The sequence below is a fragment of the Pseudomonas sp. MYb185 genome, from assembly GCF_002979975.1.
Lineage (GTDB): Bacteria > Pseudomonadota > Gammaproteobacteria > Pseudomonadales > Pseudomonadaceae > Halopseudomonas.
Map to the genome: position 1 here is coordinate 101,131 of NZ_PCQD01000007.1, position 14,151 is coordinate 115,281.

Annotated in this window: 17 protein-coding genes; 13 read left to right on the forward strand and 4 right to left on the reverse strand. The window is 61.5% G+C overall.

What is annotated here, in order from left to right:
• Positions 1-10: 10 nt before the first annotated feature.
• From CQ007_RS12370 to CQ007_RS12385, 4 genes are all read right to left on the reverse strand, one after another.
• The gene (locus CQ007_RS12370) at positions 11-448 is read right to left on the reverse strand and encodes a hypothetical protein (protein ID WP_105646140.1); all 438 of its coding nucleotides are present in this window, start codon (positions 446-448) and stop codon (positions 11-13) included.
• On the reverse strand, positions 445-807 hold the full coding sequence (locus CQ007_RS12375; protein ID WP_158256768.1) for a helix-turn-helix transcriptional regulator: 363 nt from the start codon (positions 805-807) through the stop codon (positions 445-447). Before CQ007_RS12375 ends, CQ007_RS12370 begins: the two co-directional genes overlap by 4 nt.
• A gap of 43 nt (positions 808-850) precedes the next feature.
• Complete coding sequence (locus CQ007_RS18835; protein WP_146114580.1) at positions 851-1,288, reverse strand: hypothetical protein; 438 nt, start codon at positions 1,286-1,288, stop codon at positions 851-853.
• 144 nt (positions 1,289-1,432) lie between these two features.
• Positions 1,433-2,158 (reverse strand): XRE family transcriptional regulator, encoded by a 726-nt coding sequence (locus tag CQ007_RS12385; RefSeq protein WP_105646143.1) that lies wholly within the window; start codon positions 2,156-2,158, stop codon positions 1,433-1,435.
• Positions 2,159-2,247: 89 nt separating this feature from the next.
• On the opposite strand from CQ007_RS12385, the gene CQ007_RS12390 reads away from it, so the two are divergent.
• The 13 genes from CQ007_RS12390 to CQ007_RS12450 all read left to right on the forward strand — a co-directional run bounded on the left by CQ007_RS12390 (position 2,248) and on the right by CQ007_RS12450 (position 14,130).
• Complete coding sequence (locus CQ007_RS12390) at positions 2,248-2,454, forward strand: Cro/CI family transcriptional regulator (RefSeq protein WP_105646144.1); 207 nt, start codon at positions 2,248-2,250, stop codon at positions 2,452-2,454.
• Between the two features lie 334 nt (positions 2,455-2,788).
• Complete coding sequence (locus CQ007_RS12395) at positions 2,789-3,310, forward strand: phage regulatory CII family protein (RefSeq protein ID WP_177424338.1); 522 nt, start codon at positions 2,789-2,791, stop codon at positions 3,308-3,310.
• Positions 3,303-3,521: a TraR/DksA C4-type zinc finger protein gene (locus tag CQ007_RS12400; RefSeq protein WP_105646145.1), complete on the forward strand. Its 219-nt coding sequence runs from the start codon at positions 3,303-3,305 to the stop codon at positions 3,519-3,521. Before CQ007_RS12395 ends, CQ007_RS12400 begins: the two co-directional genes overlap by 8 nt.
• 1 nt (position 3,522) lies before the next feature.
• Complete coding sequence (locus CQ007_RS12405; protein ID WP_105646283.1) at positions 3,523-5,748, forward strand: VapE domain-containing protein; 2,226 nt, start codon at positions 3,523-3,525, stop codon at positions 5,746-5,748.
• Positions 5,745-6,119, forward strand: a complete 375-nt coding sequence (locus CQ007_RS12410; RefSeq protein WP_105646146.1) for a hypothetical protein — start codon at positions 5,745-5,747, stop codon at positions 6,117-6,119. The genes CQ007_RS12405 and CQ007_RS12410 overlap by 4 nt, the downstream gene beginning before the upstream one ends.
• Before the next feature lie 600 nt (positions 6,120-6,719).
• Positions 6,720-7,103: a hypothetical protein gene (locus tag CQ007_RS12415; RefSeq protein ID WP_177424340.1), complete on the forward strand. Its 384-nt coding sequence runs from the start codon at positions 6,720-6,722 to the stop codon at positions 7,101-7,103.
• Entirely contained in the window at positions 7,100-7,843 is a 744-nt protein-coding gene (locus CQ007_RS12420) for a hypothetical protein (protein ID WP_105646147.1), read from the forward strand. The genes CQ007_RS12415 and CQ007_RS12420 overlap by 4 nt, the downstream gene beginning before the upstream one ends.
• Before the next feature lie 181 nt (positions 7,844-8,024).
• On the forward strand, positions 8,025-8,603 hold the full coding sequence (locus tag CQ007_RS12425) for a terminase small subunit (protein WP_105646148.1): 579 nt from the start codon (positions 8,025-8,027) through the stop codon (positions 8,601-8,603).
• A 4-nt stretch (positions 8,604-8,607) separates the two neighbouring features.
• The gene (locus tag CQ007_RS12430) at positions 8,608-10,608 is read left to right on the forward strand and encodes a phage terminase large subunit family protein (RefSeq protein WP_105646149.1); all 2,001 of its coding nucleotides are present in this window, start codon (positions 8,608-8,610) and stop codon (positions 10,606-10,608) included.
• 15 nt (positions 10,609-10,623) lie between these two features.
• Positions 10,624-10,848, forward strand: coding sequence for a hypothetical protein (locus tag CQ007_RS12435; protein ID WP_105646150.1), 225 nt, complete (start codon positions 10,624-10,626; stop codon positions 10,846-10,848).
• Positions 10,848-12,320: a phage portal protein gene (locus tag CQ007_RS12440; protein ID WP_105646151.1), complete on the forward strand. Its 1,473-nt coding sequence runs from the start codon at positions 10,848-10,850 to the stop codon at positions 12,318-12,320. Before CQ007_RS12435 ends, CQ007_RS12440 begins: the two co-directional genes overlap by 1 nt.
• Entirely contained in the window at positions 12,317-13,504 is a 1,188-nt protein-coding gene (locus tag CQ007_RS12445; RefSeq protein ID WP_105646152.1) for a head maturation protease, ClpP-related, read from the forward strand. Before CQ007_RS12440 ends, CQ007_RS12445 begins: the two co-directional genes overlap by 4 nt.
• Complete coding sequence (locus CQ007_RS12450; protein ID WP_105646153.1) at positions 13,501-14,130, forward strand: head decoration protein; 630 nt, start codon at positions 13,501-13,503, stop codon at positions 14,128-14,130. The genes CQ007_RS12445 and CQ007_RS12450 overlap by 4 nt, the downstream gene beginning before the upstream one ends.
• Positions 14,131-14,151: the final 21 nt, after the last annotated feature.

Sequence of the window (14,151 nt, forward strand, 5' to 3'; positions counted from 1 at the left end):
CGGGCTTGGATTATTCGGCTGCGGTGGGAAGGGGTGGGGCAGTGCCCTCTTTTACATCCAGACCGACACACGGTACGAGGTTTCCATCTGCGAGGATGTTAACTTTCAGATAGCCAGGCTCGTTGAAAAGATAGTTCTGGGCAATGAACTCCATTCTAATGCAGTGCATAGGCTCGCCAGCTGATGAGATGACTGGCTGCAGGTCGGCAGTATCGATATCAATATCGATGGCGAAGGACTGCTGGTCATTGAAAACAATTTCGAGCTTCGCTTTGCTGATGGGCTCTGCAGCTGGCGTATACAACTGAACCGACACGCATAGCTTGATCATGTGGAAAGGGAAGCGTGGAACCATCATTGCATCAGTGTACATGCCGATGTACATCAGCTTGCCGTTATCCTCGCGCCGAATATCATCGGAAAATACAGCTACAGCGTAACGCTTCATGCCTGTTTCCTCGATGATTCCCATACAGCAAATAGCTGATCCAGGCTGACATTCAAAGCTTTGGATAGCAGGGCGGCAGTCTCAAGCATCATGTTCTGTTTGCCGTTCTCTATGTTGGCGATATGCGGTTGAGAGGTGTTTACAGCCTTAGCCAGGGCCTGCTGTGATAGACCCGCCTTCAGCCTAAGCGTCTTCAGACTGGTAGGGGCGTCCTTGTAGTAGGTGTCTGCTATTTGTTGACGGGCGTTTGCCAGTGCAGCGGCTCCCTCCTGGTTGCCCTCCAGTTTGGAAAGCAGGTCGGAAAATTTGCTATGTTTCCGAGCCATAGCCGACTTAGGGCTGGGGATATCAAATGACAATACTCGCCCAGGGGTAGAGGTCGTTGGAGCTTTGGTTTTCCCACTACTCTTCCATAAGCTGCCGGTAGGCTGCTTGGATTCTGAGTGAAAGATCGCTGTCGAGCTCATAGTCAAACTCTTCAATTTTGGTTGCTGTGTCTGCTTTTCGGCCAATGCCGAGAATCACGTATGTATCGATGAGTGGCTGGAAGGCGTAAATGCACCTGTAGTCGCTGCATTCGTCGTCGAAGCCGCGCAGACGCCACATGTTCATATTGTGGATCTGTGCTTGACCCCATGTCCTCACGTTGAATTTTGCTGTTCTTGGTTGGGGGTGTGCCGGTCTTCCTCCAAATCCGTTTTGGGTAAGCCTATCCAGCAAGTCTTGGTCGCACTCCAGTTGCTCGAGCAAGGCTATCAGCAGTACGCCGGCAGGCGGGTCATGCTCCAGTATGCGAGCCAGGTCATCTGCGGCATCATCATGCACAATCAGCTCATACACTATATAAGACCGTATATAACAATTCAACGGATAGACGAAAACCGCTCGGCAGATCAGGCTTACCTTTCAGAGCAACATCCCTGTCTGCCATGCTGCCTTGCGGCAGTATGGGGCTCGTGACGGCTCCATTTAGGTGTAAGGTGTTCATAGTCTTTGCGACCGCCAAGCCAGCAATACACGCGCATGAATAATCAGGTTGTCCAGATCCTTCCCAGTCACCTCATAGGGCGGATATGCCTCGTTGTCCGATAGCACGCGGACGCCGTTGGGCAAGATCTGTAGGCGTTTGACCATCAGGGCGCCACTGAGGCTGAACAGGTAGACACCATCAGTCGTTACGGTCTTGATGCCCTGATCGATAATCAGTGGATCGCCTGACTTGAACGTCTTGTTCATCGACTCGCCAAAGCCGGTGATCATGGCGAGGTTGTCTGGCTGGGTGCAGGAGATTCCCTGGCTGCGCATGAAGTCGAGGCTGATGGTTACGTGCCTGATGGTCTCGATGTAATCGCTGGGTAGCACCTGGCCGGTGCCCATGGCGGCCCGAACATCGTAATGCGGTATATCAATCTCGCCTGGCCGCGCCCGGGCTTTGGAGAAATTTGCAGCGATCACATTACTTTCGGAGTCCTTCTCCGCTTTGGATCTGTGCATTTCTCCTTTCCCGGTGAGCAGCCAGTCTACGGTGCTTTCATACTCCGCAGCGATGGCGGTCAGGTTTTCATTCTTAATATTCCCTGTTTCACCAGTAAACCATTGGCTTACAGCCTGATGGCTTATGCCACAGGTCTTCGCTAGGGCTGAACGAACCTTCCGTGGCTGTACGCCTCGGGATTTCAGCAGCTGCTCAATGCGGTCTGTAATCGTCATAGCAAAAACATACAAGCAATCTTGCAAAGCATGCTTGCGTTTATATGCTCAAGCATGCTTGAATGTGATGACTTGAATTGGAGGCTCATATGAAACGCTCCGAAGCTATAGATTTTTTCGGTGGTATTTCTGCGGTAGCAAAAGTGTTAGGGGTCAGTTACGAGGCGGTGAGGCAATGGCCGGAGGAGGGCATACCTTTACTGCGCCAGTATCAGCTCGCTGATATTTCTGGGGGAGTCCTGTCCGTCAGTGGCTCGTCAAGAGTATCGCCAGCAGCTGAAACCAAAGCAGCATAGTGAGCGCCGGGCATGCCCGGCTATCACCGGCCCAGCACCACCTGGGCCTTGTCGGCTGTTCCACCACGAACTGCCGGCCGTTGGGTGCAAGGGGTGACCACAGCATGAGCAACCCTTGCACGTTCGTCCCGACACGGATGCCGGGGCTTGCCAGTCTCTCCACCACAGAGTGGCTGGCGGTTTGAGGGCAGGGCGCGGGGTAGCGCCCTGCCCTCGGAGCCGGGGGCTTTTCCACCACAGAGCGGCCCCCTTTGTGACCACAGCGATGTGTCCACGCCGCAACTGTATCAAACCAGATGCGCCGTGGCACTGGCATACTTTTGGAGTTACTGCCATGAGCCGAGCGCCCATGAGTTGTACCGAGCGTGCGCAGCGGGAGATATTGCCGCTGCGCCTGGCCCTCTACCACGGCACGCGGGACTTTCCCGGCGGTGCCGCTGCCATCGCCGCCATCTATGGCCGCAATCCCACCACCTTGCAGCACAAGCTGAGCCCCACTAACACCAGCCACTCGCTCAACCCCGACGAGATCGAGGAGATCACTACGGCAACGCGCGACCCACGCATCCTGGACTCAATGGTCGAGGCGTATGGTGATGCCGCCTGGGTTGACCTACGCAAGGTTGCAGGCGCACAGACGGCAGAGTTGCCGCTCGGTACGGTGTTGCAATCCACGGGAGTGACGCTGCGAAAGCAATCTGCACTGATGGATGTTATCGCGCAGCATCTGGCCGATGACGGCCGCATTGATCGCCATGAACTGCTGGAGTGCAAGCTGCATTTGCGTCGTGCCCAGGGGGCGCTGCTGGCATTGGAGCGGGCGATGGAGCGCGATGCGGAGGTGTGCAATGGCTGATGCGGCTGATATTGCGGGTGACTACACCGAGCGCTGGTTGGATGACGCGCTGGCCGCGGCAGTGCCAAAGGCGGCTTCAGTAGCCTTGTCGCGTTTCTTCTGCATTGATTGCGATGACCCGATCCCGTTGGGGCGGCGTGAAGCTGTGCCTGGGTGTGTGCGTTGTACGGACTGTGAAGAGGTAGTGACGGGAGGGTTGCGGCGTGGATGAAGTGATCGATGAGGTATTGAGCCAGTTTACCGACTATGGCCTGGACGTGGATCTGCCGCTTGTTTTCGGCAAGCTGACTCGGGTCAAAGCAGAAGGCGATCGAGGTGCGGAGAAGACTGGTTGGTATGTTGCGTATGAGCATCGTACCGACAGCGGGCAGACACTGATCCTGGGTTCTTTCGGCAATTGGCGGCTGGGCGAAAAGCAGAACATCAAGCCCAAGGGTATCAAGCTGACGAACGAAGACCGCGAGCTGATGCGGGCCAGGCAGGAGGAAGCCAAGCGCAAACAGGCCGAGGCACAGGAGCGGGCTGCTGGCAGGGCGGCGAAGCGGGCGGCGGCAATGTGGAACCGGCTGCCGGAGAAGGGCGAAAGCGCTTACCTGCAGCGCAAGCAGATTGTCGGTTTCGGCGTTCGCTATGCGGCGCGATCCGGCGCCGTGCTGATCCCAATGCGCAATGCCAAAAGCAAGCTGGTGGGCCTGCAGGTGATCTATCCCAAGGTGCGGGAAGACCTGGGGCGTGACAAGACGTATTGGCCCTACGGGGTGGCGAAAGAGGGCGCCTATCACCTGATCGGCCCGCATCCCGAGCCGGGTGAGCCGATCCTGATTACCGAGGGCTATGCGACTGGAGCCAGTCTGCATATGGCGACGGGGCTGGCGGTGGCCATGGCATTCGACGCGGGCAACCTGTTGGCGGTGGGCAAGGCCCTGCGCGAGCTATTCCCGGCGCGGCCGCTGATCTTCTGTGCGGATGATGATTGGCTGACCAAGCGGCCCAATGGAGAACCATGGAATCCGGGCGTGGAAAAGGCGGAGAAGGCGGCAACCATTCTCGGTGGTCAGGTGGTGGTGCCGGTCTGGCCAGGCCAGCGCGGCGACAAGGAAACCGATTTCAACGACTTGCACGTCACGGCAGGTATGGAAGAGGTGCGGCGCCAGGTGATGGCGGTTGTGCGCCCGGCAGCGCAGGGCGGCTGGAAGGACAAGCTGCAGCGCAGCGAAAGCGGCGCATTGCATCCGCATGCCTACAACGTACAACTGATACTCGGTAACGACGAGCGCTGGGCCGGCGTGATCGCCATCAATGAGTTCAGCAGCAAGATCGTCAAGCGCCGGACGCCGCCCTATGGCGGGTCGGCCAGTGAGTGGAGCGACCTGGACGATGCCAGGGTGGTGATGTGGCTGGCCGAGCAGTACAACTTGCGGGTGAGAGCGCCGGCTGTTGTCGAGGCGGTTGCGGTGGTTGCGGCAGAGAATGCATGGCATCCGGTGCGGCAGTACCTGGAGGGGCTGGAATGGGATCGACAGGGCCGGCTGGATTTCTGGTTGACTGCCGGGCTTGGTGTTGAGTCTTCCAGCTACACGCTCAAGGTCGGCGTGCGCTGGATGATATCTGCCGTCGCCCGGATCATGGAGCCGGGCTGCAAGGCGGACTCCGTGCTGATTCTGGAGGGTGCGCAGGGAGCGGGTAAGTCCACCGCGCTATCGGTGCTGGCCGGTGAGTGGTTCATGGACTCGCCTTTCGCGCTTGGTGACAAGGAAGCGTACCAGGCGATTCGGGGCAAATGGGTCGTTGAGCTGGGTGAGCTGGATGCCTTCAACAAGGCGGAGTCGACCAAGGCGAAGCAGTTCTTCTCGGCCTATATCGATACCTACCGCGAGAGCTATGGCCGCAGAACGATTGACGTGCCACGCCAGTGTGTTTTCGCTGGCACCACCAACCAGGATGAGTACCTGAAAGACACCACCGGCAACCGGCGTTACTGGCCGGTGCTCTGTACTCAGGTGGATATCGAATACCTGCGTGAGGTGCGCGACCAACTGTGGGCTGAGGCGTTGGCCCGATATCGCGCTGGTGAGCGCTGGTGGGTGGAGCGGCATGAGGCAGACGAGTTTGCGGAGCAGCAGGATGCGCGTTACATGGTTGATGCCTGGGAACACCCGATCCGCGAATGGCTGGAGCAACCAGACCGCCATGACGTTATCACCGGCGACCAGATATTTGCCAGCGCGCTCAAGCTGGACCTGGGCCACTGGGGCAAGCCGGAGCAGATGCGGGTCGGCCACATCATGCACCGGTTGGGCTGGAAGCGTAAGCGCCTGCCGGCGGCAGGGCGCAGTGGGATCAGGCCGTGGGGCTACCAGCGGCCCAGGAGCTGGACGGCGGCAGCAGCGGTGGCCGATGCCGAAGCTGAGGCCAGGCGGAAGGAGGAGCCGTTTTGATAAAAGTCATTGATGAGTTGTTGCGGGAGTGGGCAGAGTGGCACTGGCGGGAACTGCGCGGGGAGGCGGTCGGGCCGATGAGCCTGGATTGCCCCTTGGGACGTGCCATTGATAGCAAAGGTGTCATGATCCCGGGTACGAGAAGGAGCGGTGCCGGATGTGATCCGCGCTACCCAGAGACGGACTTAGTGATTAACATGCTGCGCTATGACTTGGAGAGGCTGGTGAAGATGCACTATCTGACTCATCCGCATCAGCATGCCGGGAACGCCCGGGCGCTGGGCTATGGGGCGGTCAAGTCCTATTACCGAGCTTTGGACGAGGCTCACCGTCGCATTCGTGACAGCCTGTATCAACGGCTGGCGGCTTGATGGGCGTCATTGCGTCCCGCCGTCCCGCTGCTGTCCTGCCGGGTTTTGCCTCGGCAGGTCAGCGCAAAGCCGCGCCGCCGCTCGCTCTGTCCTACCGTCCCGCCGTTTCCGCAATTCCCCACACATACACATGCGCACATATGCGCGCCCACGCGCACGCGCTCGCCCGCACATTATTTATTATTACTAAGATAGTCAGTCAGTAGGACAATACTATATAGAACAGGGGGTTACGCTGTCCCACCAGCAGAGCAGCAGGCGGGGCAGCAGGACAACAAACCAGCCGACAAAGATATTAGCCGTTCTTTGCCGGGGTATTATGGGGATTTTAAGGGGGCTTTGCAGGATGGCAGCTTAAAGCGCTTGCTGCCATGACAATCGAGGGGTACAAATACGTCATTCTAGTTTTCGTGCGTCCACAGCGGATGCCATCCAAGCCCGGCCATTGCGCCGGGCTTTCTGTTTCTGGCGCCAGGCCGGTGGTCACCCGGTCATGGAATGGCGCCGCCCCTTCATGGCCCTGCATCTGCGGGGCTTTGTTTTTCCCAACGACACAACCAGGCGCAGCGCCGGGGGTGCCATATGAAATCAGGTGTAACCATGTCTGAGCCGGGTCCGCTGACTGCTGCAGGTGGTATCGCGTTGTACAAACTCGGCGCGTTTGGGCTGATGGCGGTGCTGGCGGCCATTGTGGTCATGGCCATGACCCTGCCGCGAACGGTGCGGGAGTTCATCGTGGCGATGATCAGCACGGTGGTGTCCAGCATTGCTGGCGGCGCGTTCATCGTCCGCTGGTTCGAGATCGCGCATTGGGTGCATGACGACATGGGCATGATCGCCATCGGCGGCATCGTGTTCGTCTGCGGCCTGCCAGCCTGGGTGCTGGTGCGCGCCGGGTTCGCCTGGAGCGAGGCGAAGAAGGACCGGCAGCTCAACGAGATCATCAGCGCGGTGATCGAGGCCAAGCGGCGGGCAGGGTTGTGAGGGCCAGCCTCAACACCTTTGGCATGGACGATGCGGTGGAGTCTCTGCAGCAGCTCAAGGGGAACGCGCCAACGCATGCCTTGGTCCAGGTGCTGAACAACATGGCCACGGATGCTATCGCACCGCTGCAGGCCGAAGCGGCCTCGGTGTTCGATCGCCCCACACCGTTCACCCTGAACGCATTCCGTATCGACTACGCCAAGCCGAGTTCGCTGGAGGCGGCGGTGTCGGTCAAGGATGAGAAGTCGGGCAGCTCGAAGGGGCAGGCACCGGAGGCGTGGTTCGAGCCGCAGGTGTACGGCGGTGAGCGGCAGCTCAAGGCATCCGAGAAGTGGTTGCGCCAGGCGGGGATACTGCCGGCGGGTCTTTATGCTGTGCCAGGCCCGGGGGCGCGGCTGGACGCCTACGGCAACATGAGCCGGGGCCATATCCAGCAACTGCTGTCGGGGCTCAAGGCGTTCGACCTGTCCGGCTCCGATCACAACGCGACGGACAGCAAGCGTTCCCAAGCCAAGGGCCATGCTCGCGCCTTCTTCGTGCTGCGGCGTGGCAAGCGGGCGCTGGGTATTGCCGAGCGGCGCGGCAAGACAATGCAACTGGTGTTGATCTTCGTGCGTGAACCGAACTACGCGCCGCGCTTCGACTTCCACAAGGTGGTGCGACAGATCGCGGAGAACGATGCGCTGTTCGAGTCGTACGTTGACGAGGCGTTGGCCACGGCCCTGCGGCGTGGGTGGTAACCCTGCGGGATAAGTTGATGCGATCCGTTCGCATTTGCGGAAAGGCAGCCGGGGGCCCCTGGAGGATCGACCCGCCAAGGGTAATTCGAACCGTGTTTTCGTACTAGCGGCTGGGTCTGGAGGTTAGTTAACAGGGTTAATTCTGTTAACTGTCAGTGGTTTACGGTTAACAGGTGGTGCCATGTCGTCGGTTACCAAGTCTGAATTCGCTGCGCTGATGGGCTGGTCGCGGGCGTATGTGTCCAAGCTCGGCAAGCAGGAACGGCTGGTGCTGGATGCTGCCGGTAAGGTGCTGGTGGCCGAGACCCAGGCGCTGCTTGATCGTACAGCCGACCCCAGCAAAACGGCGGTTGCCGACCGGCATCAGCAGGATCGTATCGAGAAGGGCGTGGGCGCCCATGTCGCTCCAACGGCGCCGGCTGAAGCTGATCCGGCGCCACCTGCCGGCGGCAAGTACGACTACCAGTCATCCCGCGCCCAGCGCGAACACTACCTGGCACAGCTGGCCGAGAGCGAGGCCCGTAAAGCGGCGGGGGATCTGGTCGAGCGGGAGGCAGTGGAAGACGCTGCCTTTGCCGCCGGCCGCATGCTGCGCGATCTGGTGCTGGGCTTGCCCAAGCAGATAGCTCCCAGCTTGGCCGCCATCAGCGACCCTTGGGAGCTGGAACGAACCCTGACAACCCACCTGCGGCGCGTGCTGGAGGATGCCAGCCGCCTGAGTGTGGCCGACCTGGAGCACGTGCTGAACCCTGAGAAGTGATGCCATGAACCTCAAGTATGCCGACGGTGCCGAGCAGTACCGCTCGGCGTACTGTCGGGGCCTGCAGCCGGACCCAGAGCTGTGGATCGATGAGTGGGCGGACCAGTACATGCGCATCCCGGCGGACACCGGCGCGGCAGAGCCCGGCCCGTACCGCACCGAGCGCACCCCCTATGCCAGGGAGCCCATGCGCTGCCTGTCGCCGGCACACCCGGCCAAGCGCGTGGTGACCAAGGTCGCCTCGCAGATGATGAAAACGCAGATCGCCCTGAACTGGATCGGCGGCTGCATTCACATGGCCCCGGCCAACATCCTGACGTTGCTGCCCAGCCTGGGGTTGGCCAAGCGCGTCAGTGGCCGGATCGACAAGACAGTGAAGGCCACGCCGGTATTGCGTGAGCGCATGGCTGAAGCGCGCTCGCGTGACTCCCGCAACACACTGGATACCAAAGAGTTCGAGGGCGGCACCCTGTATGCAACCACCGCCGGCTCCGCAGCCAACCTGGCTGAGCTGGCCGCCCGGTATGTGTACGGCGACGAGATCGACCGTTGGGACGTGAACGTCGACAACGAAGGTGACCCGATCGAGCTGGCCGAGACCCGGGGCACGACCTTCGGGCGCAACGCCAAGTTCTATTTTTCCAGCTCGCCCACGATCAAGGGCGTGTCGCGGATCGATGACCTGTTCATGCAGGGCGACCAGCGGCACTACTACGTGGCTTGCCCCTACTGCGGCGAGCACCAGGTGCTGGAATGGCAGAACCTGAAATGGTCAGCTGACTACAGCTGGGCCGGGTACCAATGCTGCAACCCTGACTGCAGCGGCAACGGCGCCCTGATCGAGGAGTACCACAAGGAACAACTGCTGGCTGGCGGGGAATGGCGGGCGCATGCCGAGGGTGATGGCGAGACCGTCAGCTTTACCCTGTCGGCGCTGTATATGCCGCCCGGCTGGCTGGGCTGGACCGACCTGGCCAAGCAGTACGACAAGGCCGCTGAGGCCATGGCCAAGGGCGACCTGGAACCCATGCAGGTGTTCTACAACACCCGCCTGGCTCTGGTATGGGACTCGGCGCAGGAGATGACCAAGGCCGAGGAGTTGAAGGCGCGGGCCGAAGACTACCGGCTCGGCACAGTGCCGGCCTGCGGGTTGATACTCACCGCAGCGGTGGACACCCAGGGGGATCGCCTGGAACTGATGGTGATCGCCTGGGGTGAAGGCATGGAGCGCTGGGTGGTCGATCACCAGATCATCCAGGGCAGCCCGTCTGACGAACGCACCTGGAAGGCGCTGGATGAAAGGCTGCAACGCCGGTATCTGCATGCCTCCGGCATAGAGTTGTCTATCCGGGCGACGGCCATCGATTCCGGCGGTCACCACACCGATGAGGTTTATCAGTTCTGCCGGCTGCGCCGGTGGCGCAACGTGTTTGCCGTCAAAGGCGCCAGTAAGCCTGGACGGCCCGTCATTGCACAGCGCCCGTCCAAGGTGGACGTGACCTGGAAGGGGACAACCGAGAAGGACGGCGCCGAGCTGTGGCTGCTTGGTACCGACACCGCCAAGGACTGGATCTACAACCGTTATGGTTTGTCGGAAGGCCCCGGCACGCTGCACTTCTCCAACGATCTGCCTGACGACTTTTACGACCAGTGCGTAGCGGAACGCAAGATCACCCGCTACGTGAAAGGCTACAAGCGGCAGGAGTGGGTCAAGGCCAAGGCAGACCGCAACGAAGCGCTGGACCTGCTGGTGTACAACCTGGCCATGGCGCAGTACCTGGGCATCCATCGGTACAGCACGCTGGACTGGGACAACCTGCGCGCCGCGTTCACCCAGCGCAGTCTGTTTGCTGAGCCGATCAAGCCCGCGCCGGAAGCCACAGCCGAGGAAGCGGACGAGCCGCAACCAGAGCAGCAGGCGCTGCGAACACCACCTATCCCCGCTGTCCCGGCCCAGCCGGCCAGACGGCGCACATCCCGCAGCGGGTACCTGTCCCGCCGCTAACCCAAGGGGCACAACATGAGCACTGCACAGCAGCGCCTGGACGGTGTCCGGGCACAAATTGCCGAGGTCCTGGAACAGGGCCAGCGCATGCGCAAGGGCGACCGCGAGCTGCAACGCGCCGAGCTGGCCAGCCTGCGGATGCTGGAAACCGAGTATGCCAAGCAGGCCCACCGCGAGGCGGCGGCCAAGTCCGGCCGCTCCCGCATCACCCGCCTGCGGCATGGCGGCAAGGGGATCTGATGAGCAGACACATTTACATCTCCAAGCGCATCCGCAACAGCTACGAGGGCGCCGGTACCGGCCGTAGGGCCAAGGACTGGGAGGCCCCGGCAGCCGCCATCAACAGCGTTGCCCTGCCGGCGCTGCCGCTGTTGCGGCGACGCAGCCGGGCAGCGGTACGCAATGACCCCTATGCCGGCGCAGCCATCAGCAAACGGGTCACCAACCTTATCGGTACCGGCATCGTGCCGCACCCGCAGATCCAGGATAAGGACGTGCGGGCAGCCCTGCAGGAGCTGTGGGAAGACTGGGTGGACGAGGCGGACGCCGATGGCCGTACCGACTTCTACGGCCTGCAGGCGTTGATCGGGCGCATGGTCGAGGAGTCCGGCGAATGCTTCGTCCGGGTCCGCCATCGGCGCGACGAGGATGGGCTGGCGGTGCCCCTGCAACTGCAGGTGCTGCCGCCGGAGTTCGTCCCCATCGAGCGCAACTTCAAGACCCGGCGCGGCAACATCGTCCGCGCCGGTATCGAGTTCGACGCCATCGGTCGCCGGGTCGCCTACTGGATGTACCAGCAGAACCCGGGTGACTCCGGCGCGCAACTGACCGGCTACAACACCTTGCACCGGATACCAGCTGACCAGGTACTGCACGTTTACGAAGTGCTGGAAGCGGGGCAACTGCGTGGTGTCCCGCGCCTGGCATCCGTGCTGCTGCGCCTCAAGTCGCTGGATAACTACGACGACGCCGTACTGTTTCGCCAGGAGGTCAGCAACCTGTTTGCCGGTTTCATCAAGAAGCCATTGCCCGAAGGGCCGCCGCAGGTGGATGCGGTTACTGGCGAGCCGCTGGTCACTGATCACGATGGCACGCCGATGGCGGCACTCGAACCGGGCTCGATGCATGAGCTGCTGGAAGGGGAGGAGGTGCAGTTCTCCGACCCACCCGACGCGGGCAACACCTACATCGACTTCATGCGGCAGCAACTGCAGGCCGCTGCCGTCGGCGTAGAGCTGCCCTATGAACTGCTGACCGGCGACATGAAGGACATCAGCGACCGCGTGCTGCGCATCCTGCTCAACGACTTCCGCCGGCGCATTGAGCAGCTGCAGTTCTCGGTGTACGTGCATCAGCTGTGCCGACCGGTACGGGCAGTCTGGATGGATGCGGCGGTGCTGTCCGGGGCGATCGACCTGCCGGGTTACGCCGAGCGCAAACAGCGCCGTGCTTATCTGCGCACCCGCTGGATACCGCAGGGCTACGCCTACCACCACCCGGTACAGGACGTGCAAGGCAAGGTCCTGGAAATCGGCGCCGGCCTGCTCAGCCGCAGCGAGCATGTGCTGCGCACCGGCTACGACGCCGAAGTGATCGACCGGGAAAACGCCCAGGACAACGACCGCGCCCGGGGGCTGGGCCTGTCCTACAAAACCGACACCTCCAGCCAGCAGGCCGAGGGCAACACCGACAACGAGGAAGACAAACCATGAAGAAACACTGGCAGCACATCATCGCCATGGCAATGGCCGCTGCGGCCTTGTTGCCGTGGCGCATCATGAACAAGGGCTCCGGCACCCGCAGCTCAGACGGCAGCTGGTACCGGATCAACAACGCCGCCGAGGGGGATACCAGTCAGCCGCTGGAGATCGAGATCTACGGCGAGATTGGAGACTGGGGCAAATCGGCTGAGCAGTTCCTGGCTGAACTGAAAAACGCCGACGATGGCCAGCGCCCCATTGTAATCGCCATCAACAGCATCGGCGGGGAGGTGGGCGACGGGTTCGCCATCCACAACGCCCTGCAGCGCCTGGGCGAACGGGTCACCGCTCGCATTGACGGCTTCGCCCTCAGTTCGGCTGGCATCGTGGCTATGGGCGCCCACCGGGTGCAGATGCATGACAACGCCATGCTGATGATGCACAACCCCTGGACCTGGGCTGCCGGTGACAGCGAGGAGTTCCGCAAGATCGCCGACATCATGGATCAGATGGTGGAAGGAATCGTCGCCAGTTTCCAGCACCGCCAGCTGAGTATCGATGAAGCCGAGCTGCGGCGCATGATCAATGCCGAGACCTGGCTCACCGCCAGCGAAGCCAAGGACATGGGCTTTGTTGACGAGGTGCTCACCGGTACCGGCAGCGTCAGCAACACCACCAGCCTGCGCATTCTCAACCGCTACCGCAACATGCCGGCGGCGGTGAAGGCGCAGATGGACCAGCAGCCGGATGCAGATCCTGATCCAGCCCCTGAAGCTGATCCGCCGGCAGAGGAGGAAGACGCACCTGACATGGTAGCCCTGGCTGCTCTGGCCACTGCCGAGTGCGCCAAGGCCGGCATCGCCAACCATGCCGAGCACGTCATCAAGGCCAGTGGCCTGAAGGATGAAGCCGCCGTGCGGGCCGCTATCAAGCGGGCCAAGGACATCAAGGATCTATGCATCGTCGCCAAGCAGCTAGATATGGCCGGCGAACTGATCCAGGGCAACGGGTCGGCAGACGAAGCCCGCGCCAAACTCTTCGACAAGATGGTCGCCAACAGCGGCCAGGTCGAGATCATCAACCACCCCCAGGTGGATGACCAGCCGGCACCCAGTGCCAGGGCAGTCAACCCAGGCGACGTGTATGCCAAGCGTCGTAATCAGCAACAAGCGGCCTCGAAAGGAGCACGCACATGAGTATCAAGACCGAAGGCGTACACGCCGGAGAATTCCTCCTTTCGGAGGCCAATGGTTCCCGCAGTCGCGAGAACATCGTCATTGCCGCCGGTGCTGGGCAGCTCGTCGCCGGTACCGTGCTGGCGATCATCACAGCCGCCAACGCGGTGGTCGCCACCGCCGCGCCCGGCAACACCGGTGACGGTACGGTGGGCAGCACCTCCGCGCAGAGCGAGGCGGTGTCGGGCGACTACACCTTGATCATTACCAGTGCAGAAGAAGGTGAGTTCGAGTTGATCGGGCCATCAGGCGGGACGATTGATTCTGGCATGGTCGGGCAGGCATTCAACGCCCTGGGTATTGGTTTCACTGTAACTGCTGGTGAAACCGACTTTGCCGATGGCGACAGCTTCACCCTGTCGGTCAACGCCAACCTCGGCGAATACGTCGCCTATGACGCCGACGGCGCCAACGATGGCCGCCGCACTGCCTCGGCCATCCTGTACGGCCCGGTGGATGCCACCGACACCGACGTGCTGGCGGTGGGCATTGTCCGCGATGCCGAGGTTATCGCCCGCTTGCTCACCGGCCTGGATGACAACGGCGTGGACGATCTCGAAGCCCGGGGTCTCGTCATCCGCCCCTGATCCACCACCTGGCCTGAACCA

What these genes read in the sequence shown, in the direction of transcription:
- CQ007_RS12385 (WP_105646143.1), bottom strand. Translation starts at nt 2,158, where the DNA reads ATGACGATTACAGACCGCATTGAGCAGCTGCTGAAATCCCGAGGCGTA.
- CQ007_RS12395 (WP_177424338.1), top strand. Translation starts at nt 2,789, where the DNA reads ATGAGCCGAGCGCCCATGAGTTGTACCGAGCGTGCGCAGCGGGAGATA.
- CQ007_RS12425 (WP_105646148.1), top strand. Translation starts at nt 8,025, where the DNA reads ATGTCGTCGGTTACCAAGTCTGAATTCGCTGCGCTGATGGGCTGGTCG.
- CQ007_RS12400 (WP_105646145.1), top strand. Translation starts at nt 3,303, where the DNA reads ATGGCTGATGCGGCTGATATTGCGGGTGACTACACCGAGCGCTGGTTG.
- CQ007_RS12430 (WP_105646149.1), top strand. Translation starts at nt 8,608, where the DNA reads ATGAACCTCAAGTATGCCGACGGTGCCGAGCAGTACCGCTCGGCGTAC.
- CQ007_RS12450 (WP_105646153.1), top strand. Translation starts at nt 13,501, where the DNA reads ATGAGTATCAAGACCGAAGGCGTACACGCCGGAGAATTCCTCCTTTCG.
- CQ007_RS12370 (WP_105646140.1), bottom strand. Translation starts at nt 448, where the DNA reads ATGAAGCGTTACGCTGTAGCTGTATTTTCCGATGATATTCGGCGCGAG.
- CQ007_RS12390 (WP_105646144.1), top strand. Translation starts at nt 2,248, where the DNA reads ATGAAACGCTCCGAAGCTATAGATTTTTTCGGTGGTATTTCTGCGGTA.
- CQ007_RS12435 (WP_105646150.1), top strand. Translation starts at nt 10,624, where the DNA reads ATGAGCACTGCACAGCAGCGCCTGGACGGTGTCCGGGCACAAATTGCC.
- CQ007_RS12415 (WP_177424340.1), top strand. Translation starts at nt 6,720, where the DNA reads ATGTCTGAGCCGGGTCCGCTGACTGCTGCAGGTGGTATCGCGTTGTAC.
- CQ007_RS12440 (WP_105646151.1), top strand. Translation starts at nt 10,848, where the DNA reads ATGAGCAGACACATTTACATCTCCAAGCGCATCCGCAACAGCTACGAG.
- CQ007_RS12445 (WP_105646152.1), top strand. Translation starts at nt 12,317, where the DNA reads ATGAAGAAACACTGGCAGCACATCATCGCCATGGCAATGGCCGCTGCG.